This window comes from Clavibacter quasicaliforniensis, from assembly GCF_051201715.1.
GTDB lineage: Bacteria > Actinomycetota > Actinomycetes > Actinomycetales > Microbacteriaceae > Clavibacter > Clavibacter seminis.
Map to the genome: position 1 here is coordinate 826,524 of NZ_CP139624.1, position 24,700 is coordinate 851,223.

General features: G+C 72.2%; 15 protein-coding genes. 8 read left to right on the forward strand and 7 right to left on the reverse strand.

What is annotated here, in order from left to right; all coding sequences use genetic code 11:
- Positions 1-272 precede the first annotated feature (272 nt).
- The 8 genes from NL142_RS04050 to NL142_RS04085 all read left to right on the forward strand — a co-directional run bounded on the left by NL142_RS04050 (position 273) and on the right by NL142_RS04085 (position 17,027).
- On the forward strand, positions 273-2,864 hold the full coding sequence (locus NL142_RS04050) for a right-handed parallel beta-helix repeat-containing protein (RefSeq protein ID WP_435081070.1): 2,592 nt from the start codon (positions 273-275) through the stop codon (positions 2,862-2,864).
- 473 nt (positions 2,865-3,337) lie between these two features.
- Complete coding sequence (locus tag NL142_RS04055) at positions 3,338-4,891, forward strand: sugar transferase (protein ID WP_435081071.1); 1,554 nt, start codon at positions 3,338-3,340, stop codon at positions 4,889-4,891.
- Between the two features lies 1 nt (position 4,892).
- Positions 4,893-6,125, forward strand: a complete 1,233-nt coding sequence (locus NL142_RS04060; protein WP_435081072.1) for a DUF1972 domain-containing protein — start codon at positions 4,893-4,895, stop codon at positions 6,123-6,125.
- Positions 6,122-6,925, forward strand: coding sequence for a CDP-alcohol phosphatidyltransferase family protein (locus NL142_RS04065; RefSeq protein WP_435081073.1), 804 nt, complete (start codon positions 6,122-6,124; stop codon positions 6,923-6,925). The genes NL142_RS04060 and NL142_RS04065 overlap by 4 nt, the downstream gene beginning before the upstream one ends.
- On the forward strand, positions 6,922-8,163 hold the full coding sequence (locus NL142_RS04070; RefSeq protein ID WP_435081074.1) for a glycosyltransferase: 1,242 nt from the start codon (positions 6,922-6,924) through the stop codon (positions 8,161-8,163). The genes NL142_RS04065 and NL142_RS04070 overlap by 4 nt, the downstream gene beginning before the upstream one ends.
- 49 nt (positions 8,164-8,212) lie before the next feature.
- Entirely contained in the window at positions 8,213-14,110 is a 5,898-nt protein-coding gene (locus NL142_RS04075) for a LamG domain-containing protein (protein WP_435081075.1), read from the forward strand.
- A gap of 161 nt (positions 14,111-14,271) precedes the next feature.
- A complete protein-coding gene (locus tag NL142_RS04080) occupies positions 14,272-15,642 on the forward strand; it encodes a hypothetical protein (protein WP_435081076.1) in 1,371 nt (456 codons plus the stop codon).
- On the forward strand, positions 15,639-17,027 hold the full coding sequence (locus tag NL142_RS04085) for a tyrosine-protein kinase domain-containing protein (protein WP_435081077.1): 1,389 nt from the start codon (positions 15,639-15,641) through the stop codon (positions 17,025-17,027). The genes NL142_RS04080 and NL142_RS04085 overlap by 4 nt, the downstream gene beginning before the upstream one ends.
- A 343-nt stretch (positions 17,028-17,370) precedes the next feature.
- On the opposite strand, the gene NL142_RS04090 is transcribed toward NL142_RS04085, so the two are convergent.
- From NL142_RS04090 to arsB, 7 genes are all read right to left on the reverse strand, one after another.
- Positions 17,371-18,174, reverse strand: coding sequence for an AAA family ATPase (locus tag NL142_RS04090; protein WP_435081078.1), 804 nt, complete (start codon positions 18,172-18,174; stop codon positions 17,371-17,373).
- A complete protein-coding gene (locus NL142_RS04095) occupies positions 18,174-19,631 on the reverse strand; it encodes a TnsB C-terminal domain-containing protein (protein ID WP_435081079.1) in 1,458 nt (485 codons plus the stop codon). Before NL142_RS04095 ends, NL142_RS04090 begins: the two co-directional genes overlap by 1 nt.
- Positions 19,568-20,161 (reverse strand): recombinase family protein, encoded by a 594-nt coding sequence (locus tag NL142_RS04100; RefSeq protein ID WP_053775870.1) that lies wholly within the window; start codon positions 20,159-20,161, stop codon positions 19,568-19,570. The genes NL142_RS04095 and NL142_RS04100 overlap by 64 nt, the downstream gene beginning before the upstream one ends.
- Positions 20,162-21,179: 1,018 nt before the next feature.
- Complete coding sequence (locus NL142_RS04105) at positions 21,180-21,695, reverse strand: GNAT family N-acetyltransferase (protein WP_435081080.1); 516 nt, start codon at positions 21,693-21,695, stop codon at positions 21,180-21,182.
- Positions 21,692-23,017 carry an FAD-dependent oxidoreductase gene (locus NL142_RS04110; protein WP_435081081.1) on the reverse strand — a complete coding sequence of 442 codons (1,326 nt, stop codon included), beginning with the start codon at positions 23,015-23,017 and terminating at the stop codon, positions 21,692-21,694. Before NL142_RS04110 ends, NL142_RS04105 begins: the two co-directional genes overlap by 4 nt.
- Before the next feature lie 28 nt (positions 23,018-23,045).
- Positions 23,046-23,465 (reverse strand): arsenate reductase ArsC, encoded by a 420-nt coding sequence (locus tag NL142_RS04115; protein WP_435081082.1) that lies wholly within the window; start codon positions 23,463-23,465, stop codon positions 23,046-23,048.
- A gap of 29 nt (positions 23,466-23,494) precedes the next feature.
- Positions 23,495-24,613, reverse strand: coding sequence for an ACR3 family arsenite efflux transporter (gene arsB / locus NL142_RS04120; RefSeq protein WP_435081629.1), 1,119 nt, complete (start codon positions 24,611-24,613; stop codon positions 23,495-23,497).
- Positions 24,614-24,700 lie beyond the last annotated feature (87 nt).

Consider the following 24,700-nt stretch of genomic DNA (forward strand, 5'->3'; position numbering starts at 1 on the left):
GGGCCGATCCCTTCGGGGGTCGGCCCGTCCTGTCGTGTTCGGGCGTCCCCACACGGGGGCGCCGGTACTGCCGCCGGTAGGGGCGCCGGTAGGCCGGGAGGCGGAGCCAGGGCGGCGACCAGTGCGGCATCCGGCGGGATGAGTACGACTACTGGCCCCTGCGCCGCGACCGGCGAGCGGCCGCGACGGATCCTGGGACGAGCACCCACGAGCCCGTCCCCGGACGGGCGATCCACCGCCATCCATCGTCTCGCCGACGCAAGGACCGTCCCATGAACGGCACGCCGCGCTCCCTCCGCTCCACCGTCCGCCCCCGGCACGCGATCGCGCTCGCGGTCGCCGCCGGGCTCGTCCTGCCCGCCGCGCTCGTCGCCGCCGGTCCCGCCGCCGCGGCGGGCGGCCAGGACCTGGTCGCGGGCGCCCCGGTCTTCTCGGACGCCTTCACGCGCAGCGCGACCGGAGGCTGGGGCACGGCCCCCGGCGCCGCGGCGTACGCGTACGACCTGCCGTCGGCCTTCCGCGTCAACGGCACGCAGGGCGTCGTCGACCTGCCGCGTTCCGGTGCCTCCGTCTCCGTCACGCTGCCGGCCGAGGTCTCCGCCGACGCCGAGGCGACGATGAAGGTGATGCTGCCGCGGATCCCGGCCGCGGGCGGCGGCGTCTACGCCGGGCTGCAGCAGCGGGTGACGGGCTCGTCGTACTACCAGACGAGCGTCCGCGTGGACCCGGCGGGGGACGCGCGGCTGTCCGTCGTGCGGGTGAACGGATCCACGGCCGCGCAGACCACCGTGGTGGGCGACGTCGTGGTGGCGCGCGGCGTGCTGCCGGGGAAGGTGCTCAACGTCCAGTCGCGCGTCTCGGGCTCGTCCGCGGTCGCCGTGGACGCCCGGGTCTGGCCGCAGGGCGCCGCCGTGCCCGCCTGGCAGGCGGCCGCGGTCGACTCGAGCGCCGCCCGTCTCGTCTCCGGATCCGCGACCCGCGTCTGGTCGTACCTCTCCTCGTCGTCGCCCACGCAGGCCGTCGCGTTCGACGACGTCACGGTCCGTCCGCTGACGAAGGCGGCATCGCCGACGCCGACGCCGACGCCGACGCCCACCCCGACCCCGACCCCGACCCCGACGCCGACCCCGACCGCCCCCGCGCCGACCTCGTCGGACCCGGAGCAGGCGGTGCCGCGCGGCGACGCGCGCCCCGGGACCGGATCGGGCGCCGCCGCGGTCGGCACCACGACCTACCCGGCGCCCGCCGACGGCGTCTACGTGTCGCCGTCCGGCTCGAACACGGGCGCGGGCACGAAGGCGTCGCCGTACGCGAGCATCCAGAAGGCCGTCGATGCCGCTCCGTCGGGGCGCACGATCGTCGTCCGCGCCGGCACCTACCGCGAGACCGTCGTGATGCCCGCCGGCAAGGCGCTCACGCTGCAGTCGTACCCGGGCGAGGCGGTCTGGCTCGACGGGAGCCGCACGCTCACCTCGTGGACCGCATCCGGATCCACCCGCTACGCCGCCGGCTGGGACGTCACGTTCGACGCGAGCCCCACCTACACGCGCGGCGCCCCCGACGGCACTCGGGAGGGCTGGGCGTTCGTGGACCCCGCCTTCCCGATGGCGGCGCACCCCGACCAGGTCTGGATCGGCCAGGCCGCCCAGCGGCAGGTCGCGTCGCTCGCGCAGGTGACCGCGGGCACGTTCTTCGTCGACACGGCCGCCGACCGCCTCTACCTCGGCTCGGATCCGGGGAGCCAGACCGTGCGCGCCAGCGACCGCGTCAGCGCCCTCGCCGTCCGCGGCGACGGGAGCACCGTGCGCGGCATCGGCGTCCGCCGCTACGCGCCGTCGGTGCCCGACATGGGCGCGGTCGTCGTCACGGGACGGAACGTGACCCTGGCGGACGTCGCGATCACCGACAACGCGACCACGGGCCTCTCGGTCCAGTCCACGGACGTGACCCTGCGGGCGGTGACCTCGGCGCGCAACGGCATGCTCGGGATCCACGCCAACTACGCCGACCGGCTCCGCGCCTCGCAGCTGCTGGTCGCGGACGACAACACCGAGGGCTTCAACCGGGCCCCCGTCTCGGGCGGGTTCAAGATCACCCGCAGCCGCGACGTGGACGTGGTCGACAGCGCGTTCCTCCGCAGCGCCGGCAACGGCCTCTGGTTCGACGAGTCGGTCTACGACGCGACGGTCGCGGGGAACGACGTGCTGGCGAACACGGGCAACGGCGTCGTGTTCGAGCTCTCCGCGCAGCTCGCGTTCGTCGACAACGTCGCGGCGGGCAACGGAGCCGCGGGCCTCTGGATCGACGACTCCGGCCACGCGCAGGTCTGGGCCAACACCTTCTCCGCGAACAAGCGCGACGTCGACATCGCGCAGGGCACCCGGCGCGCGGCGAACCTCGGGGAGGCGGGCCACGACCCGCGGCAGCAGCTGCCGGACCCCACGGTCACGTGGATCGTCACCGACATCCAGGTCGCGGACAACGTGATGCAGGGCAGCACCGGCAACGCGCTGCTCGCCGTGGAGGACCACTCGCACGAGCGCTCCGCCACGCAGATGGGGATCACGACCGCGGGCAACGTCTACCAGCGCGACGCCGCCTCGAGCCCGCGGTGGGCGATCGTGTGGGCCCGCGGCCCCGGCGACCCGGCCGTCCACGACACGGTCGGGGCGTTCACCGGGGCCACGGGGAACGACCGCACGAGCCTCGACGTCGTGGGGCGGAAGGCGCTCGGATCCGGCTGGCGGCTCGCGAGCGAGATTCAGGCGCAGCAGGCGACGGTCGCCGTCGCGGTGCCCGCCGCGGTCGCGACGCTGCGCGGGGTGGACACCGGCGCCCGCGTGATCGGCGCGGCGGCCGGCTGAGGACGGCCGGACCGCGGTCGGGGGACCGCGGGACCGGCGACGGGGGACACGGTCGGGGACCGGGTCCCGGGGGAGCGGGCGGCGGGGCGGACGGGGTCCGTCCCGCCGTCGCCGCGCGCAGCCGTGGAGGCCACCCGACGGGTCCGGGGGACATCCGTCCCCCGAAGGGGGACGGGCGACGGGGCACAGGGTGCGTTTAGCATTGCCACCGTCACCACCCGCTGTTCACCCGTCGTACCCGCGATGGACGCTCTCGGACGAGGCCCACCCAGCCAGTCCATCCCGGAGCCGTGGACATGACGAGGTCTTCCCGGACCTCGACGCACCCCGCATCACCCACCTGTAACCCGAAACGCAGGCACACACCCGATGAACCCGTCATCGGCGCTGGACCGAGCCCGTCGGCCGCGCCTCCCCGCATCCACCCGACACCACGACACCCTCCGACCGCTCGACGCGCTGCCCGGCACGCGATGAGCACCACGAGGAACCGCCCCGCGACCCGGGGCGAGCGCACCCGCCTGCGCACCGAGCGCCGCTCGGCGCACCGCCCGATCATCGGATCCGGCGTCGTGACCGCCGCGCCCGCCGTGCCCGTCGTCCCCTCGGGCCGCCGCTGGGCCCGCGACTACCGCACCCGGCTCATGGCGAGCGACTGGGCGATCATCGTCGCCACCGTCCTCGTCGCCCAGCTCACGCGCTTCGGTACGGGGGACGCGGCCGTCGACGCCGGCTCGATGCAGCTCGACTACGGCATCGTCTCGGTGATCGTCGTGGCCGCCTGGATCGCCGTGCTCGGCGCCTTCCGCACCCGCGACGCCCGCATCGTCGGCGTGGGGGTCTCCGAGTACAAGCGGGTCGTCAACGCGTCGGCCATCACGTTCGGCGCGCTCGCGGTGGGCTTCCTGCTCCTCAAGGTCGACATCGCCCGCGGCTACGTCGTGCTCGCGTTCCCGCTCGGCGTCGTCGCGCTGCTGGTGAGCCGGTGGACCTGGCGCCAGTGGCTCATCCGCCGCCGCGACCAGGGAGCGCACCTCTCCCGCGTGGTGGTCGTGGGCGCCCGGGCCGACGTCGAGGACGTGGCCGCGCAGATCCTGCTGCGTCCCGCCTCCGGCTACACGGTCGTGGGCGTCGCGATCGACGACCACCTCGACGGCCTCGAGGTCGCCGGGCGCACGATCCCCGTCGTCTCGGACCTCGGATCCGTCGCCGCGGCCGCCGCCCGCACCGCCGCCGACGCCGTCATCGTCGCCAGCCAGCCGCGCGCCGGCAGCAACGCCGTCCGCACGCTCGGCTGGGAGCTCGAGGGCTCGTCGATCGAGCTCGTGCTCGCGTCGCGCCTCACGGACGTCGCCGGCCCGAGGATCCACTTCCGCCCGGTCGAGGGCCTCCCGCTCATCCACGTGGAGATCCCGCAGTTCGAGGGCGGGAAGCACGTGATGAAGCGGGCCCTCGACATCGCGGTGGCCGGCCTCGCGCTCGTCGTGCTCGCGCCCGTGATGCTCCTCATCGCCGCCGTCGTCCGCATCGACAGCCCCGGCGGCGCCATCTTCCGCCAGGAGCGCGTCGGCAAGAGCGGCCTCGAGTTCCACATGCTGAAGTTCCGCTCGATGCGGGTCACCGCCGAGGCCGAGCTCGAGGCGCTCGCCGCCGCGAACGAGGGATCCGGGCCGCTGTTCAAGATGCGCAGCGACCCGCGCGTGACCCGCGTCGGCACCGTGCTCCGCCGCTACTCGCTCGACGAGCTGCCGCAGCTGTGGAACATCCTCGTCGGCGACATGAGCCTGGTGGGCCCGCGCCCGCCGCTGCGCCGCGAGGTGCAGGGCTACGAGAGCCACGTGCACCGCCGTCTGTTCATCAAGCCCGGCCTCACGGGCATGTGGCAGGTGAACGGCCGGAGCGACCTGAGCTGGGACGAGAGCGTCCGGCTCGACCTGTACTACGTCGAGAACTGGTCCCTGACCGGCGACGTCATGATCATGTGGCGCACCTTCCGGGTGCTCACCCGACCCGTAGGGGCTTACTGAAATGTCTGTCATCGAACCGCGTCGTCTCCGCATCGCCATGGTCGGCACCCGGGGGGTCCCCGCCGCGTACGGCGGATTCGAGACCGCCATCGAGGAGATCGGGCAGCGCCTCGCCGCCCGCGGCCACGACGTCACCGTCTACTGCCGTTCCGCCAACCGCGCGCGCCCGCGCACCCACCTCGGCATGACGCTCGTGCACCTGCCCGCGCTCAAGACCAAGTCGATCGAGACGCTCAGCCACACCGCGCTGTCCGCGATCCACCTGGCCCTCGGCACGCGCCAGGACGCGGCCTTCGTGTTCAACGCCGCCAACGCGCCGTTCGTCCCCCTCATCCGCTCGCGCGGCACGGCCACGGCCGTGCACGTGGACGGCCTCGAGTGGAAGCGCGGCAAGTGGGGCCGCATGGGCAAGAGGTACTACCGCGTGGCCGAGCAGATGGCCGTGAAGAACGCGGACGCGCTGATCTCGGACGCCCAGGGCATCGCCGACTACTACGACCACGAGTTCGGGATCCCCACGGAGCTGCTCACCTACGGCGCCAACATCCTGCGCGACCCCGCCAGCGACCGCCTCGCCGAGCTCGGCCTCGAGCCCGGCCAGTACCACCTCGTCGTCGCGCGCTTCGAGCCGGAGAACCACGTCGACGTCATCGTCGACGGGTACACGGCGTCGGGCGCGACCCTGCCGCTCGTGGTCGTCGGATCCGCGCCGTACTCCGCCGCGTACACCGACCGCATCGAGCAGGTCGCCAGCGCCGACCCGCGCATCCAGCGCCTCGGCGGGGTGTGGGACCAGGAGCAGCTCGACCAGCTCTACGCCCACGCGCTCACCTACATCCACGGCCACTCGGTCGGCGGCACCAACCCGTCCCTGCTGCGCGCCATGGGCGCCGCGACCGCGACGCTCGCGAACGACAACGTGTTCAACCGCGACGTGCTCGGCGAGGACGGCCGCTTCTGGTCGGACGCCGCCGGCGTCGCCGCGCTCGTCGAGGGCGCAGAGGCCGCGGCCGACGAGGCCGTCGCGATCGGCCGCCGCCTGCAGGAGCGCGCCGAGGAGACGTACGACTGGGACGCCATCGCCGACGGCTACGAGGAGCTCGCGGCACGCATGACCCGCGGCTACTCGACGCACGGCATGAGCCGCGGGATCCGCTCGGCCACCCGCTGGGAGCCGGAGCTGCGCGCGAGCGACGCCGGCCGCACCTCCTTCCTCCTCGAGGAGAGCCGATGACCGCCGCCGCCGATCCGCGCGCCGAGTCCTACCTCGACGTCGTCCGCCGCCTGGCCTCCGCGCAGAAGAAGGCGGCCCGCGGCGCGCCCGCGTACTCGATCCGCGTCAACCGCCCGGCCGGCCGTCTGCTCGCCGCGTGGGCGTTCCGTGCCGGGCTGACCCCGAACCAGGTGACCGCGATCAGCGCGGCCTTCACGTTCACGGGGATCGCGCTCGTCGCGCTCGTGGAGCCCGCCGCCTGGCTCGGCATCGCCGTGTGGCTGCTGCTGGCCGTCGGCTACGCGTTCGACTCCGCCGACGGCCAGGTCGCGCGCCTCCGCGGCGGCGGCTCGCTCTCGGGCGAGTGGCTCGACCACGTCGTCGACTGCATCAAGATCTCGTCCCTGCACCTCGCGGTGCTCGTGTCGATGTTCCGCTGGCCCGCCACGGACTCCGACGCGTGGCTCCTCGTCCCCGTCGTCTACGCGATCGTGGCCGCCGCGAGCTTCTTCGCGATGATCCTCAACGACCAGCTCAAGCGCGTGCACCAGGTCTCGGGCGCCACGGCCCCCGACGCCGGCCGCTCGACGCTCCTGCGCTCGCTGCTCGTGATCCCCACCGACTACGGCTTCCTCTGCATCGTGTTCGCGCTGCTCGGGGCCCCGGTCGTCTTCCTCGCGGTCTACGCGCTGATGATGCTGGCCAACGCCGGGCACCTCGCCCTCGCGTCGGTGAAGTGGTTCCGCGACATGGGAGCGCTCGACGCGCGCCGTGCCGAGTCCGCCGCGTCGTCCGCCGCATCCGCGCGGGTGCCCGCGTGACCGCATTCGCCGGCGTCGAGCACGCGCTCGCGCAGGGCGACGCGGACGGGGCCGACCTCCGCGGCCGCACGATCCTCGTCGCGCACCCGAGCGCCGAGCTCTACGGCTCCGACCGTGTGCTGCTCGAGAGCGTCGCGGGCCTCGTGGCCGCGGGCGCCCGCACCGTCGTGACCCTGCCGTCGGACGGCCCGCTCGTCGCCGCGCTCACGGGCGTCGGCGCCAGCGTGCAGCACGCGCCCACGCCCGTGCTCCGCAAGAGCATGCTCCGTCCGCGCGGCTTCGCGACCCTCGTCGGCCAGTCCGTCCGCGGCCTGTCCGCGGGTCTCGGCCTCGTGCGGCGCGAGCGCCCCGACGTCGTGTACGTCAACACCGTCACGATCCCGCTCTGGATCCTCGTCGGCCGCCTCGCCGGCCGCCCCGTCCTCGCGCACGTGCACGAGGCGGAGGGATCCGCGTCGCGCGCCGTCGGCACCGCGCTCGCCCTGCCGCTCGCGCTCGCCACGAGCGTGGTCGCGAACAGCCGCTACAGCGTCGACGTGCTCGCCCGCGCCCTGCCGCGGGTCGCGCGCCGCGCCCAGGTCGTATACAACGGCGTCCCCGGCCCCGCCGCGGTCCGGCCCGCGCGCGCCGCGCTCGACGGGGGCCTCCGGGTCCTCTACGTCGGCCGTCTCTCCGACCGCAAGGGCGTGGACGTCGCCGTCGACGCGATCGTCGAGCTCCGCGACCGCGGCGCCGACGCATCGCTCGACATCGTGGGCGCCGTCTTCCCCGGCTACGAGTCCTACGAGGAGCAGCTGCGCACGACGATCCGCGTGCTGGGCCTCGAGGACCGCGTCACGCTGCACGGCTTCCACGCCGACGTCACCCCGTTCGTGGCCGCCGCCGACGCGTGCGTCGTCCCCTCGCGGGTGGACGAGCCGTTCGGCAACACCGCCGTCGAGGCGCTGCTGGCCGCGCGGCCCGTGGTGGTCAGCGACACCTCCGGCCTCCGCGAGGCCGCGGGCGGATACGAGTCGGCGCAGCTGGTGCCGCCCGCGGATCCGGCCGCCCTCGCCGACGCCCTCCAGTCCATCGCGACGGACTGGGACGCGTACCGCGCCCGGGCCGCGCGCGACCGCTTCCGCGCCGAGCACCGGCACGGACCCGAGCTCTACCGGCAGCGCATCGCGCGGTCGGTGGGCACGATGCTCAGCGCCACGACGCGCGTCGGCAGCCCCCGACCGGCCAGCGACCGCTGACCACCGGCACCCTCCCTCACCCGCTCCACCCACCCGAAGCAAGGACGAAATGAGCATCCTCTCCTCCGCGGGACGTCGCCTGGCCGCGATGACCGCGGCCGCCGCGGTCATCCTGTCCGCGGTCGTCGTCGCGCAGCCCGCGATGGCGGACTCCGCGCCGGTCGACCCGACCGACCCGAAGACGCCCGTCACGGTCACCGCCGACCCGCTGCCCACGACCCAGATCGACGGCGTCGCCTGGTCGCAGGTCGTCGTCGGCAACACGGTCTACGTGGCCGGCAAGTTCCAGAACGCGCGCCCCGCGGGCGCCGCGGCCGGCACGAACCTCACGCCCCGCAGCAACCTGCTCGCGTACGACATCCGCACCGGCGCGCTCATCACGTCCTTCGCGCCGAAGCTCAACGCGCAGGCGCTCTCGGTCACCGCGTCGCCCGACGGATCCAGGATCTACGTGGTCGGCGACTTCACCGACATCGACGGCCAGGGCTTCTACCGCGCCGCGGCGTTCAGCACCGCGACCGGCAAGATCATCCCGACCTTCCGCCCCATCATGGGCAGCCAGACCCGCACGGTGAGCGCCTCGAACGACACCGTGTACCTCGGCGGCACCTTCCAGAGCGTCAACGGCGCCGCTCGGAAGTACCTCGCCGCGGTGTCCGCGACGAACGGCCAGAACACGGCCTTCGTCGCGGATGCGGACACCGTCGTGGACGCGCTCACCCTCACGAAGGACGCGTCCAAGCTCATCGTCGGCGGCCGCTTCACGCAGCTCAGCGGCACCCCGACCTACGGGCTCGGCGCGGTGGATCCGGCCTCGGGCGCCACGCTCCCGTGGGCCGCGAACCAGCAGGTCAAGAACGCCGGCGCGGAGTCCTCCATCACGAGCCTGTACGCGACCGACGATCGGGTCTACGGATCCGGCTACACGTTCGGCGCCGGCGGCAACCTCGAGGGCGCGTTCTCGGCCGACCCGAACACGGGCGTCGTCACCTGGGTCGAGGACTGCCACGGCGACACCTACTCGGTCTTCGCCACGAGCAAGGTCGCGTACGTCGCGGGCCACCCGCACTACTGCGGCAACATCGGCGGCTTCCCGCAGACCGAGCCGTGGACCTTCCAGCACAGCCTCGCGTTCTCCAAGACCGCGACGGGCACGGCCACGGCCGACCCGTACGGCTACCACAACTGGGCGGGCACCCCCTCCCCGTCGCTGCTCAACTGGTTCCCGAAGTACGTCACGGGATCCTTCACCGGCCAGGGCCAGGCGGCCTGGAGCGTCAACGGCAACGAGGACTACATCGTCGTCGGCGGCGAGTTCCCGTTCGTGAACACCACCGCGCAGCAGGGCCTCGTCCGCTACGCGATGGCGAAGGACGCCCCGAACAAGGTCGGCCCGAACGGCAACGACCAGCTCGTCCCCAAGGCGATCTCCTACACGAAGGGCGAGGCCCGCGTCTCCTGGCAGGCCACCTTCGACCGCGACAACTCCCGCCTCACCTACAAGGTGATCCGCGACGGCAAGACCGCGACGCCCGTCTACCAGGTCACGCAGGACTCGACCTTCTGGCAGCGTCCGTCGATGGGCTTCATCGACAAGGGCCTCGCACCCGGCAGCTCGCACACCTACAAGGTCGTCGTGACCGACTCGGCCGGGAACTCCACCGACCGCAACGGTGCCGCGCCCGTCACCATCACCGACCAGTCCGGCAGCGACGCCTACGCCACGAGCGTGAAGGACGACGGCGCGACCGCGTACTACCCGCTCGACGAGAGGGACGGCACCGCCGGCCTCGACCACGTCGCGTTCGAGGACCTCCGCGTCGACAACGCCACGCGCGGCGCAGCGGGCCCGATCGACGGATCCACCGCCACCACCTTCTCCGGCCAGGACGGGTCCTTCGCGGTCACGCCCCAGGCGGTGCAGGCGCCGAACACGTTCAGCGTGGAGTCGTGGGTCAAGACGACCTCGACCTCGGGCGGCAAGGTCGTCGGCTTCGGCGGCAGCAGCACGGGCACGTCGAACAACTACGACCGCATGGTCTACCTCGACAACGACGGCCGGGTCCTCTTCGGCGTCTACACCGGCGCCACCCAGACCCTCGCCTCGGCCCCCGGGTTCAACGACGGGAAGTGGCACCAGATCGTCGCCACCATGGGCGCCGAGGGCATGAAGCTGTTCGTCGACGGCAAGCTCGCCGGCCAGCGCGCGGACACGACCCAGGGCCAGGACTACAAGGGCTTCTGGCGCGTCGGAGGCGACAACCTCGGCGGCTGGCCCAACCAGCCCCGGAGCGCCTACCTCGCCGGGGACATCGCGCAGGTGTCGATCTACCCGACCGCCCTCACGCGCGCCGACGTCGTCGACCACCTGGTCGCGTCCGGCCGCACCTCGCCCATCCCGCCTGCGCCCGCGGACGCCTACGGCAAGGCCGTGTACGCGGCCGACCCGTCGTCCTACTGGCGCCTCGACGACGCCGACGGCTCGTTGACGCTCAAGGACGCGGGCCAGAACGACGTCGGTGCGAACGTCGGACGCAACGTGCGCTTCGGCCAGGCGGGCGCCCTCACGGGTCCGGTCGGCCAGGCGGCGGCGTTCTCCGACAGCATCGCGGTGAGCCAGCAGCGGGTCTCGAACCCGACCTCCTACTCGCTCGAGATGTGGTTCCAGACGACCACCACGCGCGGCGGCAAGCTGATCGGCTTCGGCGACAACGCGGATCCGTTCAACTTCTCCGGCAGCTACGACCGCCACGTCTACATGCAGGACGACGGACGCCTGCAGTTCGGCACGTGGACCGGCCAGACCAACCTGGCGGGATCCGAGCGCGCGTACAACGACGGCCAGTGGCACCACATGGTCGCGTCGCAGGGATCCGACGGCCTGAAGCTGTACGTGGACGGCGACCTCGTCGGCCAGAACGGCCAGACGCAGGCGCAGGGCTACGACGGCTACTGGCGCATCGGCGGCGACAACACCTGGAACTCCTCCAGCGGCACCTTCGAGGGCCGCATGGACGAGGTCGCGGTGTACCCGACCGTCCTCACGCCCTCGACCGTCGCGACCCACTACTCCCTCGGGACCAGCGGTCGCCTGCCGAACCAGGCCCCGAAGGCCGCGTTCGCGCAGACCGCCGACTTCCTGACGGCGTCGTTCGACGCGACCGGATCCACCGACGCCGACGGCACGATCACGGGCTACGCCTGGGACTTCGGCGACGGCGTCCAGGCGTCCGGCGCGCAGCAGTCGCACACGTACGCGGCGGCCGGTACCTACCCGGTGACGCTCACGGTGACGGACGACCGCGGCGCGACGAACCGCACGCAGCAGGACGTCACGGTGAAGGCGGCTCCCGTCAACATCGCGCCGACCGCCGTCGTGACGGCCACCGCGACCGATCTCACCGCGAAGCTCGACGGATCCGCGTCCACGGACGCCGACGGCACCGTCGCCTCCTATGCGTGGGACTTCGGCGACGGCGGCACGGGCACCGGCCCGACCCCGACGCACGCCTACGCCGCGGCCGGCACCTACACGGTGGCGCTGACGGTCACGGACGACAAGGGCCTCACGGGCACCGCGTCCACGCAGGTGACGGTGGTGGCGCCCCCGGTCAACCGGGAGCCCACCGCGGTCATCGCGTCGACCACCGCGGACTTCGTCGCGAACCTCGACGGACGCGCATCCAGCGACCCGGACGGCACCATCGCGTCCTGGGCGTGGGAGTTCGGCGACGGCACGACCGGCACCGGGGCGTCCATCGCCCACCCGTACGCGAAGGCCGGGACGTACCAGGTCGCGCTCACGGTGACGGACGACAAGGGCGCGACCGGTCGGACGACCGCGAGCGTCACGGTCACCGCCCCGCCCGTGAACCAGGCGCCCGTCGCCCGGTTCACGAGCACCGCGGCGAACCTCGTCGCCTCGCTCGACGCCTCCACGTCGAGCGACCCCGACGGCACCGTGGCGTCCTACGCCTGGGCCTTCGGCGACGGGACCACCGGCACGGGCCGCACCACGACCCACGCCTACGCGGCCGCCGGCACCTTCGCGGTGTCGCTGACGGTCACGGACGACAAGGGACTCGCCACGACGACCACCTCGCCGGTGACCGTCCAGGCGCCCGCGTCGAACGTGCTCGCGCAGGACTCGTTCGGCCGCACGGTCGCGACGGGCTGGGGCACGGCCGACCTCGGCGGCGCCTGGCGCGTCACGGGCGGCACCAACATCGTCAAGGTGCAGGACGGAACCGGCCAGGTCGTCTCGCCGAAGGGCGAGACCCGCACGATGACCCTCGACGCGGTCTCCACCACGTCGTCGGACGTCAGCGCGACCTTCTCGCTCGACGCGGTCCCGACCGGCGGCGGCTCCTACACCCGGGTCAACTCCCGGCAGGTGGGCTCGGCGTTCTACCAGACGCAGGTCTGGATCAAGGCGACCGGGCAGATCCAGCTGGTGCAGTCGGAGGGGGCGACGACCGTAGGGTCGTACATCCTCCCCGGCACGACCTACCAGGCCGGCCAGCAGCTCCGCGTCCGCGTCCTGACGACCGGCACCTCGCCGACCACCGTCAAGGCGAAGGTGTGGGTCGCCGGCCAGTCCGAGCCCGCCGCGTGGCAGACGAGCGTCACCAGCTCGACCGCCGCGCTGCAGGCGGCCGGCACCGTCGGGATCCAGACCTACCTCTCGGGGTCGGCGACGGCTCCCGTCACCACGCGGATCGACGACCTGGTCGTCGCCCGCGACGGCCAGGCGCCCGCGCCGGTCCCGGCCAACCAGGCCCCGACGGCGGCGTTCACGTCGACGGCCAAGGACCTGACGGCGTCGTTCGACGGATCCACCTCCGCCGACGCCGACGGCACGGTCGCCTCGTACGCCTGGGCGTTCGGGGACGGCACGACGGGCACGGGCAAGACGGTCGACCACGCCTACGCCAAGGCCGGCACGTACACGGTGTCGCTCACGGTGACGGACGACAAGGGCCTGGCCTCGGCGAAGAAGGACGGCACGGTCACGGTGACCGCACCGGTCGTCGCCCCGCCGGTGAACCAGGCCCCGACCGCGGCGTTCACGTCGACGGCCAAGGACCTGACGGCCTCGTTCGACGGATCCACGTCGACCGACGCCGACGGCACGGTCGCCTCCTACGCCTGGGCGTTCGGGGACGGCACGACGGGCACCGGGAAGACCGTCGACCACGCCTACGCCGCGGCCGGCACCTACGCGGTGTCGCTCACGGTGACGGACGACAAGGGCCTCGCGTCGGCGAAGAAGGACGGCACGGTCACGGTGACCGCGCCGGTCGTCACGCCGCCCGCCGCCGGGATCCTCGCGCAGGACACCTTCACCCGCACCGCCGCGAACGGCTGGGGCACGGCGGAGACCGGCGGCGCCTGGCGCATCACCGGCAACGCGTCGATCCTCAAGGTGCAGGACGGGAAGGCGCAGGTCACGAGCCCCGCCGGCGAGACCCGCACCGCGAGCCTCGACGCCGTGAGCGCCACCGCATCGGACGCGCAGGTCTCCTTCGCGCTCGACAAGGTGCCCACGGGCGGCGGCGCGTACGTGCGGATCAACTCGCGCCAGGTCGGCACGTCGTACTACCAGACGCAGGTCTGGGTGCGGTCGACCGGCCAGGTCATGATCGTGCAGTCCGAGAACGGCACCAACCTGAAGTCGGTCGTCGTCCCGAACGTCACGTACACGGCCGGGCAGCAGCTGCGGGTCCACGTGCAGGTCACGGGCACGTCGCCCACCACGATGAACGCGAAGGTCTGGCCCGTCGGCCAGGCCGAGCCGACCGCGTGGCAGTCGACGACGACCGGGACCCTGGCGGCCCTGCAGACCGCGGGCACGTTCGGGATCCAGACGTACCTGTCGAGCTCGGCCGCCGGGCCCGTCGCGTTCACGCTCGACGACCTCGTGGTCACGGACGGCACGGCTCGATGACCTGACGGCCGATGACGACGCCCCGACGGGCGGGTCCCCGCGGACCCGCCCGCCGGGGCGTCGCACTGAGATGATCGACAGGGCCGTTCGGCGGCCGGGGGAATGAGAGGGGGAGCCATGCGTCGTCCACGCCTGCGCGCGCTCCCCGGGGCGGCCGCGCGATGAGCGGGCTGCTCGCCGGATCCGGCCTCCAGACCCTGCTCCTCCTCGGCATCGCGCTCGCGGGTGGCGCCCTCCTGCTGCTCGTCCTGCGGCGCCTGCCGCGCACGGCCGTCGCCCTCTGGCTCGTCGTGCTCTCCTTCGTCCCGGTCTGGTCGGGGGTCCCGCTCGGCGGCTACTACCTGCCGCCGTCGACGGTGGTCGCCGTCCTCGTGATCCTCGCGATCGTGCCCGTGCCGGGCTTCCGCGTCTCGCCGCTCGACGTGCTCGTGGTGCTGATGACCGCGGCCGGGTTCGCCGGCGTGGTCGTGGGCGGCGGCGCGGGCATCGGCATGTCCACGCTCGTGACGTTCCTCACCTACGCGCTGCCGGGGTACCTCCTCGGGCGCATGGCGGCGCACCGGATCGGCATGGCGTCGCTGGAGCGGATCGTGGCCGTGGTCTTCACGGTGGTCGCCGCGCTCGCCATCGTCGAGTTCGTCACCGGCTGGAACCCGTTCGTGCTCCTGCCCGGCAACGCGGGCCTCCGCGAGACGTGGGCGACGCTGCAGGGGCGCGGCGGGATCGTCCGGGCGGAGGGCGCGTACGGGCACTCGATCGCGCTCGGCTCGGCGCTCGCCATCGCGATCCCGCTCACGCTCGCCTCCCGCTTCGGCCTCCCGGCGCGCCTCGGCATGACGGCCCTGATGATGCTCGCGGCGGTCCTCACCTTCAGCCGCGTCGGCATGCTCGGGGCCGTCCTCGGCCTCGCGCTCTCGATCGTGTTCCTCCGCGACGCCATCTCGCTCCGCGTGCGCGCGACCGTCACCGCGGGCGTGGTGATCGTCGCGGCCGCGGTCGCCCCCTTCGTGCAGTCGGTGTTCGACGACGCCGGCACGGAGGCGAGCGCCAGCTCCGACTACCGCGGCGACCTCTACAGCCTCGTGCCCGGCATGGGGATCCTCGGCACGACCCCCGAGGCCCACCGCGGCAGCGACGGCCGCGTCTTCTACGGCCCGTTCCGCTCCATCGACAGCCAGCTCGTGCTCACGGGCCTCACCTTCGGCCTGCTCGTCGCGGGCGCCGTGCTCGTCGCCCTCGCGGTCGGCGTCTGGCTCGTGCTGCGCGGGCACGCGACGGCGGCGACCATCGCGCTCGTCGCGCAGATCCCGGCGCTCGCGTCGGTGGCGCTCATCACGCAGTACGCGACGCTCGTGTGGTTCCTCGCGGGGGTCGCGGCGACCAGCCAGATCCTCCGCCGCGACGCCGTGCCCCTGCCAGAGCCACCGCCCGACCCCGACGACGCACCTGCCGTCGCCGACGCCGCAGGCCACCCCGATCCCGCCCGCACCACCGCCCCGCCGCTCCTACCCGGAAGAACCCCCTCACGATGACGCTCCACGAGTTCACCGCCCTGCTCCGCCGACTCTGGTACGTCGTGGTCGCCGCGACGCTCGCGGGCGGGGTGGTCGCGTTCGGCCTGTCCCAGCTCGCGACGCCCGTGTTCACCGCGCAGTCGCGGCTGTACTTCTCGCTGAGCAGCGGATCCAGCGCGAGCGACCTCAACCAGGGCGCCACCTACACGCAGAGCCAGATGCTGTCCTTCGGCGAGCTCGCCGAGTCGCCCGCGGTGCTCGAGCCCGTGATCACGCGCCTCGGCCTCGACCAGACGCCGCAGGAGCTCGCGCGGGCCGTGACCGTCACGACGCCGCAGAACACCGTGATCATGGAGATCAGCGTCACCGAGCCGTCGCCGTCCGACGCGGCGGAGATCGCCAACGCGGTCGCGACCAGCCTCCGCGACACGGCCGAGGCGTACGCGCCGACGGGCGCCGAGGGCTCGCCGACCGTCTCCGTCCGGGTGATCCAGGAGGCCCCCGAGCCCGAGAACCAGTCCGCCCCGAACGGCCGCACCAACACGCTCGCCGGCCTGCTCCTCGGCCTCCTGGCGGGCCTCCTCGGCCTCGCGCTCGTGCGCCTGCTCGACACGCGCGTCCGCTCCGCCGAGGCCGTGGCGCATCTCACGACCGCGCCCCTGCTCGGGGCGCTCGAGCGCGAGCGCGGCGTCACGGGCCTCGCGATGGCGGTCCGTCCGCTGTCGACCGCGGCCGAGGGCTTCCGCCAGCTGAAGGCGAACCTGCGGTTCGTGCTCCTCGGCGACCGGTCGTCGAGCATCGTCGTGACCTCGTCGATCCCCGGCGAGGGCAAGTCCACGGTCGCCGCGAACCTCGCGATGTCGCTCAGCGAGGGCGGGCGCCGGGTGCTGCTCGTCGACGCCGACCTCCGCCGTCCGGTCGTCGCGCAGTACCTCGGGCTCGAGGGCGACGCGGGCCTCACGACCGTGCTCGTCGGCCAGGCGCTCCTCGAGGACGTCGTGCAGCCCTGGGGCGACGGCACGCTCCACGTGCTGACCAGCGGCGAGATCCCGCCGAACCCGAGCGAGCTGCTCGCGTCGTCCCGCATGGAGGACCTGGTCGGCCTGGCCAAGGCGTCCTACGACGTCATCGTGATCGACACCGCGCCGCTCATCGCCGTGGCCGACGCCGCGTTCGTGGCGCGCATCACGGACGGCGCGATCGTCGTCGCCGACCAGACGCGCGTGCACCGCGCCCAGCTCTCCGAGGCGCTCGACGCGGTCGAGAAGTCGGGCGGATCCGTCCTCGGCGTCGTGCTCAACAAGGTGCGGCCCACGAAGGACAAGCGCGCGTACTACCGCGCGGAGACGGAGCAGACGGGGCGTGCGGCGCGCGCGGCGGGGAAGGCGCCCGTCGCGGGGTGAGGCGCGCCCCCGTCCAGTAGCCCTGGGGCGAACGTCGCCGGACACGCGAACCGTCACAGGCGTCGTGGTCCCGGGGGAGTGGTCGCCCGAATGGCTTCGAGCCAGCGCCGAAGGGCAGGTCATGACCGCGGTTCGTCCCGATGGGGCTGGAAGGACACGGAGGGTGTCTCATGTAGCCCCCCTTCGCCGGAATGTTCACCGGACCAGCCTGTTGAGACACGGGCTTCTGACCAGCACATCTCTGCGTCCGTTGGCTTGTGAGCATGGGCGCCTGCCCCTTTTCGGCTCCAAGCGGTGTGGATCACGCCGCTTCCTGACGGTGATCTGTCGCCGCTCCGTGTCGTCACCCGGTGACGAGGATGCTGGCGGCGGCTTCGATGACGTCGTCGGTGATGATCTCCAGCTGGTTGATCTTGAGGACGCGTTGGATCTGCGGGAAGAGCCGTTCGAGGAGGCGAAAGTTGCCGCGGGTGATGCGCTCGATCGCGGCGATGGCCTGAGCGTCGGTGAAGTCCTCGGTGTTGAGTGTGTGGCCGAGTCGCTTCCAGTGGCGATCGGGGACGAAGAGGAGCTCGTCCTGCCCGAGAGCGCGGTATCGGTGGGCGAAGCCGAGGCGGCTGTAGAGCTGGGGGTAGTGGCGGAAGCGCTGGTCGATGCCGGGCATGCCGATGAGGATGATCGCGAGGTGCTCGCGGTCGTGCCGATCGCGGAGGAGCTCGAGCGCGGTGGGTGTGAGGCGTTCGGCTTCGTCGATGATCAGCAGCTCGACCCAGCGGCGGGCGTCGCCGCCGGTACCGGTTATCTTCCCGATGGTGCGCTGGTGGTCCTCGATCCTGATGCCGAGGTCGACCGTCCAGCGGTCGAGCTCGCGCATGAGGTCCTTCGGCCGGGGCAGGACTTCGGGCGTGTAGAACACGGCCCGCGACCGGTTCGCGGCGGCGTCGAGCTTGGGGTCGTCAGCGCCGCGCCGACCCCACTCGTGGACGTAGGGCTCGAGCGCATCCCAGTGCGCGTAGCGGCGGGCGGAGTTGGTCTTCCCGACTCCGGCGTCGCCGTGGCAGATCCCGATGGTCTGCTCCTTCCGGACGGCGTTCGCGAACTCGACGAATCGCCGGTGCTCTTTCGTGGTGATGAACGCGTCGGGCATCATCCGTCCTCTTCGTAGGTACGCAGCCGCGGCCGTCGCGGGGGTGCCGGAGTCGTCGGCAGCTCAGCGCGGCTCGCGGGGGTGGGGATGCGGTCGTTGAGGTCTCGGCGCAGCTGCCGGCGGCGGGCCCGGCGTGCGGTCTCGACGTCGCGGAGACTCATCCGGAGGTTCGGGTGGGCTTCGTCGACGGCGACGCAGATGAAGGTGTTGTGGTCGTATACGCGGATCTCGGAGATGTCGCGCGGGTCGTACCGGATGATCACGCTTCGGCCGACGAACGGGGCAAGCGTTGGGGCGAGGTACCGCTGGCCCTGGAAGTGGATCCCGTCGCGCTGCACGGTGCGGCTCTTCGGCACAGTGAGCAGGAGCCCATCGAGCTCCACGAGGCTCTCCGGCATCCGCGGTAGCCACCCGTCGCCGACCCACGCGGCGCGAGGTGTGACGCCGAGCTCCTTGTGCGGGCGGTCGTTGTAGGTGGCGATGAACGACCCGATGGCCGCGTCGAGGCCGGCCAGGTCGAGCACCGGATCCGGGCGCCGATTCCTGGGTCCGAGGTGGCCCGGCAGGAGCGGGAGCAGCTCTGTGCTGATGGTCCCGAAGAACCGCTCGATCTTCCCGCGCCCCTGGGGCCGGCCGATCGTGGAGTGGATGATCCGGATCCGCAGCTCCGCGGCCGTGTGCTCGAGGTGTCGGCTGGTGAAGTCGGTGCCGTGGTCGACGTGGAGGATGTCGGGGATCCCGCACATCGCCCAGCTGGGATCGGGCTTGCGCCAGATCGCTTGCCGGAGCGCCAGTGCGGTGTTCATCGCCGAAGGGGCGCCGGTGAAGACGGTGTACCCGCAGATCGCGCGGGAGTAGTCATCCATGATCACGGTCAGCCAAGGCCGGTCAGGCTTCCCGCCGGCGCCGACGATGAGGACATCGAGCTCGGTGTGGTCGGCCTGCCACGTCTGGTTCGGGCGCTCCGCCCGGCGCCGGTACACGAGCTCGTGCCGATCCCGATACGACGCCGGCCCCTCCAGGGCCAGCGTCACCAACGCGGGATCGAGCGCCCGCACGATCTCCCTCACCGTGGAGTAGCTCGGGACCGGGTCCCCGCGCTGCAACGCGTCCGTGGCCGCGAGCCGGTGCAGCGTCGCGATGCTCGGCCGGGGCTTGGTCAGCGCGAGCCGCTCGACGAACGCGACCGTCGCTGCCGCCGTCCGCCGCCGCCCCGCGTCGACTCGTGCGTGGGGGTCGAGGGCGGCGATGCCGCCGTTGCGGTAGAGGTGGTGCCAGCGTTGCAGGGTCCGCGCGCTGATCCCGGTGGTGCGGGCGAGAGCTGCGAGCGGGATCTGGTCTTCGACATGCAGCCGAAGAATCCGCCACCGCTCGAGCCCGTCCACACCGTCACCTACATCGCGGCGCTCTCGCGCGCAGCGTTCGACTGGTGCCGGTACAACGTCGCCCGGCTCCACCCGACGAGCCGTGCCGCGTCCTCCGCGGTTCGGCCGCGGGCTCGTGCGTCGGTGGCGATCTGGAGCTTGTCGGCGATGACGGCTGGATCCGACAGGGGGCGGCCGAAGCGGGTCCCGTTGTCGCGGGCGACGGCGATGCCGGCGTTGACGCGCTCGACGATGAGCTCGCGCTCGTACTCGGCCAGGCTCGCGAGCATGCCCAGCATCAGCCGGCCCGAGGTGGTCGCCGGATCGATGCCGTCGGAGATCGAGCGGATCTGCACGCCACGCTCGCGCAGGAGCTTGACGGTGCTGAGGACGTCGAGCATGGAGCGGCCCAGGCGGTCGATGCGCCAGACGACGATGGTGTCGCCGTCCTCGGCGTATTCGAGCAGCTTCTTCATCCCCGGCCGCTCGATCGCGGCCCTGCTGCCGGAGGTGACGTCGGCGAACACGTCCCGCTTCTGCACGCCATCCTTCACCAGCGCGTCGAGCTGGAGCTGCGCATCCTGACTCGTCGTGCTCACCCGCGTGTATCCCAGAAGCCTCACCCGAGCAGTCTGCCTCAGAAACACCCGCGACGGAGCCCTCCGAGACACTTCACGGTGAGACGACTTGACGAGACGATAGAAGCCCAGCGAACAGGCTCGCTCGAGTCGGCTTCGATGGGCAGTCCGCAGTGTCTCGGAAAGCTATTGATTTCCGAGACGGCAGTAGACAGAGCTCTCCCTACCCAGAGGAGATGTGCGTTTTTCGGGCTAGCGGCGTCGGCGGGCGCTCTTGGCGCGCGCCTTCTGCAGATCCACCAGGCGCTGGTTGGGCTTATCGCTCTTGCTGAACACCGCGATGGTCTCGACAACACGAGTCCATAGGCGAGTTACGACGAAGAGGAGCCCTCCCGCGATGGGGAGATCCTGCATGAGCCACCCGAGAAGCAGGTCCGGCATTCGTACCTCCACTGGGCTGAGAGCGTGAGCGCTCTCATCTGACATCGCACCGGATGGCGCGATGAGTTGGGGGTCGCAGCAAGGCGTGCTGCGGCGACTGGAGAGGAGAGCGCCACAGGACATGGACCTGCTCGCTCTGTGAGCACTACGCCGCTCGACGTGGGAGCGGCCGAAAAGTTTGATCTCTGGGCGTGCCGAGCGCATGAAAAAAGCCAGCCCGTGGGCTGGCTGGATCAGTCTGACGTTCGCGCACGTCGGGGGCTGAAGCGCCCACACGACGTACCCCGATGCTATGGCGCCAGTTTGTCACGGGTGCACAAGAGTGTTCAAGGCCTGCACTCCCAAAGCAGCAGCAGGTGAAGAGGCGCCAGAAACGACGAAAGCCAGCACAAAGCTGGCCTTGGATGCGGACACACTCGTCCACCGACGTGCTCACTCTACGGCTTTCGCGCCATGGCGGCCAGTGCGAGAGGACCAGGCGCACTGGTGACTGAGAAAGAAGGCGGTGCTGCGTCGGGCCGCTGCAACCGGCGACATCCTTAACCTAAGGGGGGAAGCCGCTCAATCTGGCCCTGCCGCAATGACCCCTACCTTCTAGTTGTGGGGTGACATCGTGGCCGTGTCAACTGCGACGGGCGCCAGGGTTGTGCGCACGGCGCCGTTCGATGAGGACGGTGTCGCGCCAGATGCCCGCGAGCGGCCCGTATGTCATGCGGGCGATGCGTTCCCGGGTGCCGACCTGTCGGAAGCCGGCCGCCGTGTGGAGGGCCAGGGTCGCGGTGTTCTCCGGGAACAGGCTCGCTTGGATCGTCCAGATGTCTGCGGCGTCGGTCGCCTCGGTGAGCGCATCCAGGAGCGCACGGCCGATGCCGCGGCCACGCGCAGCGGCGGCGACGTAGACGGAGTGCTCCACGACGCCCCGGTAGGCCTCTCGGGTGGAAGTCGGGGAGATGGCGACCCAGCCGAGGACCTGGTCGCCGTCGACGGCGGCCAGGCGGCCGACGTCGAGCTTGCCGGCGTCGAACTCGTCCCAGGACGCCGGCGGTGCGGCTTGGAAGGTGGCGTGGCCGGTGTCGATGCCCTCCTGGTGGATGTCCCGGACGGCCTGCCAGTCGGTCGGGACGAGGGGGCGGATCACGCGCAGCAGCTCGACCCGTCGGAGCCTGTGCCGATGTCGGTCGAGCACACCCCGGTCTCGGGGAGGACGAGCTGCACGCGGCGGGCGGCGTCGTGGCGGCCGGTGAGCTCGTCGGCGATGGAGCGGACCTGCTCGTAGCCGGTGGCGAGCAGGAACGTGGGTGCTCGGCCGTAGCTCTTCATGCCAGCGATGAAGAACCCGGGCTCGGGGTGGGCGAGCTCGGCGACCCCGTGGGCGGGGACGCTGCCGCAGGAGTGCAGGTTCGGGTCGATGAGCGGTGCGAGCAGTCGCGGTGCTTCGACGATCTCGTCCAGCGACAGGCGGATCTCGCGCAGCATGTCGAGGTTCGGGCGGAACCCGGTCGCGTTGACGACGACGTCGGCCTCAATCCGGTACGGGTCGCTCCGGCGTCGCCCGATGAGCGCGACGCGGTCCTCGTCGGCGGCGGTGACCTGGTCGATCTCGAACCGGTCGATGAGGGTGATGGCGCCCTGGCGGACGTGGTCGTGGACGACCCCGCCGAGCGCGCCGCGCTCGGGCAGCTCGTCCTCTGCGGATCCGTAGACGCGGACGGGGCTGGTGGAGCGGATGGCCCAGGTGATGGTGGTGCCGGGTTCTTCGCGGGCGAGGGCGGCGAGCTTGATGAGGGTGTTCGCGGCCGAGTGGCCGGCACCGACCACGACCACGTGCCGGCCGGCGAACCGGGCCCGGTCGGCGCCCTGGACGTCGGGCAGGGCGTGGCTGATCTTGTCCGCGACCTCGGCCGGGACTGCGGGTGCGAGCCCGTTGGAGGTGAGGGGGTTCGGGGAGGCGTAGGTGCCGGAGGTGTCGATGACGGCCCGGGCGAGGACCTCCTCGGTGCCTGCCGTGGTGTCGAGGCGGAGGAGGAACGGGGCGGATCCGCGCTTCGTGGAGCGGGTGCGGTCCATGCCCTGCCGGGTCACCGCCTGCACCCGGGTCCCGTATCGGATCCGCGGCGCGAGCTCCGGGGTCGCGGCCAGCGGGGCGAGGTAGGCGTCGATGAGGTCGTGTCCGGTCGGGAGGCGCTTCGCCGCCGGCGCGTCCCAGCCGGCGGCGTCCAGGAGTCGTCCGGCGGCGTCGTCGACGAGGTACTCCCATGGGGAGAACAGGCGGGTATGGCCCCACTGCCGGACGGCGGCGCCGGCGGTGTCGCCTGCTTCGTAGACGATGACGTCGATGCTGCGCTCGAGCAGCTGCGCGGCCGCGGCGAGGCCGACGGGGCCGGCGCCGATGATCGCGACGGGCAGGCCGGTGAGGCGGCGCTCGTCGGTGCGGGGTGGGACGGTCAGGGTCATCGACATCGTGTGCTCCTCAGGGGTGGCGGGTCGGTCAGCGGGTGGCGGGCAGGAGTTCAGCGAGGAGCTGCTGCACGCGGTTCTTGATGTCGTCGCGGATGGGGCGGACCTCGTCGAGGCTCTTGCCCTTGGGGTCGGTGAGGTCCCAGTCCTCGTAGCGCTTGCCGGGGAAGATCGGGCAGACGTCGCCGCAGCCCATGGTGATGACGACGTCGGAGTCCTTGACCTGCTCGGTGGTCATGAGCTGCGGGACGGCCTGGGAGATGTCGATGCCCTCCTCGGCCATGGCCTGGATGGCGACGGGGTTGATCTGATCCCCGGGCTCGGATCCGCCGGAGCGGACCTGGACGGCGCCGCCGGAGAGCTCGCGCATGTACCCGGCGGCCATCTGTGATCGGCCGGCGTTGTGGATGCAGACGAACAGGACGGTCGGGGCAGCGGTGGTGTCGGTCATCGATGACTCCTTGACGGGTGAGGTGAGGGTCAGGCCCGGTCGGTGACCGGGTCGAGGGCAGAGGCGGCCGGGGAACCGGCCGAGGTGTCCGTGGTGCGGGCCGCGAACAGCCGGGGTCGGAGCCACAGCGCGGCGTAGACGAGCGCGAGCAGCGCGGGGACCTCGATCAGCGGGCCGACGATGCCGGCGAGGGCCTGCCCGGAGGTCGCGCCGAAGGTGCCGATCGCGACGGCGATGGCGAGCTCGAAGTTGTTGCCTGCGGCGGTGAAGGCGAGGGTCGTGGTGCGCTCGTAGCCGAGGCGCACGGCCTTCCCGAGCAGGAAGCCCGCGAGGAACGTGACGGCGAAGTAGATGACCAGCGGGATCGCGATGCGGACCACGTCCAGCGGCCGGTCGATGACCTGCTGACCCTGGAGGGCGAACAGCATGACGATCGTGAAGAGCAGTCCGTAGAGGGCGAACGGCCCCACCTTCGGCAGGAACCGGTCCTCGTACCAGGTGCGACCGCGGGCCTTCTCGCCGATGCGGCGGGACAGGTACCCGGCGAGCAGCGGGATCCCCAGGAACACCAGCACGGATGCGGTGATGGCCCAGAACGAGAACTCCGCGCTCGTGGTCGGAAGTCCCAGCCAGGACGGCAGGAGCTGCAGGTAGAACCAGCCGAGCGCGCCGAACGCGAGCACCTGGAAGACGCTGTTGACCGCGACGAGGAATGCCGCCGCCTCCCGGTCACCGCACGCGAGGTCGTTCCAGATCAGCACCATCGCGATGCAGCGCGCGAGTCCCACGATGATGAGGCCCGTCCGGTACTCCGGCAGGTCCGGCAGCAGCAGCCAGGCGAGGCCGAACATGAGGGCCGGGCCGAGGAGCCAGTTCATGGCGAGCGAGGAGATCAGCAGCCGCCGGTCGCCGGCCACCTGGCGGGCGTCGGAGTAGCGGACCTTCGCGAGCACCGGGTACATCATCACCAGCAGCCCGACCGCGATCGGGACGCTCACCGACCCGACGCTGAACGCGTGCAGCGTCTCTCCGACCGCCGGTGCGAAGACCGCCAGCAGGAGGCCGGCGCCCATCGCGGCGAGGATCCACACCGGCAGCAGCCGGTCGGTGGTGCCGAGGCGGGCGGGAGCAGGAGCAGCAGGAGGCATCGAGGGGTGTCGCGTCTTCCGGTCAGCGGGCATCGACGTGCGTCGATGACCCGAGCATGACGCAACCCATCGACGGCTGTCAATGTG

Bases quoted from the DNA above. Each gene is read 5' to 3' on its own strand.
- NL142_RS04060 (WP_435081072.1), top strand. From the start codon at position 4,893: ATGTCTGTCATCGAACCGCGTCGTCTCCGCATCGCCATGGTCGGCACC.
- NL142_RS04050 (WP_435081070.1), top strand. From the start codon at position 273: ATGAACGGCACGCCGCGCTCCCTCCGCTCCACCGTCCGCCCCCGGCAC.
- NL142_RS04080 (WP_435081076.1), top strand. From the start codon at position 14,272: ATGAGCGGGCTGCTCGCCGGATCCGGCCTCCAGACCCTGCTCCTCCTC.
- NL142_RS04085 (WP_435081077.1), top strand. From the start codon at position 15,639: ATGACGCTCCACGAGTTCACCGCCCTGCTCCGCCGACTCTGGTACGTC.
- arsB (WP_435081629.1), bottom strand. From the start codon at position 24,613: ATGCCTCCTGCTGCTCCTGCTCCCGCCCGCCTCGGCACCACCGACCGG.
- NL142_RS04115 (WP_435081082.1), bottom strand. From the start codon at position 23,465: ATGACCGACACCACCGCTGCCCCGACCGTCCTGTTCGTCTGCATCCAC.
- NL142_RS04065 (WP_435081073.1), top strand. From the start codon at position 6,122: ATGACCGCCGCCGCCGATCCGCGCGCCGAGTCCTACCTCGACGTCGTC.
- NL142_RS04075 (WP_435081075.1), top strand. From the start codon at position 8,213: ATGAGCATCCTCTCCTCCGCGGGACGTCGCCTGGCCGCGATGACCGCG.
- NL142_RS04110 (WP_435081081.1), bottom strand. From the start codon at position 23,017: ATGTCGATGACCCTGACCGTCCCACCCCGCACCGACGAGCGCCGCCTC.
- NL142_RS04055 (WP_435081071.1), top strand. From the start codon at position 3,338: ATGAGCACCACGAGGAACCGCCCCGCGACCCGGGGCGAGCGCACCCGC.
- NL142_RS04090 (WP_435081078.1), bottom strand. From the start codon at position 18,174: ATGCCCGACGCGTTCATCACCACGAAAGAGCACCGGCGATTCGTCGAG.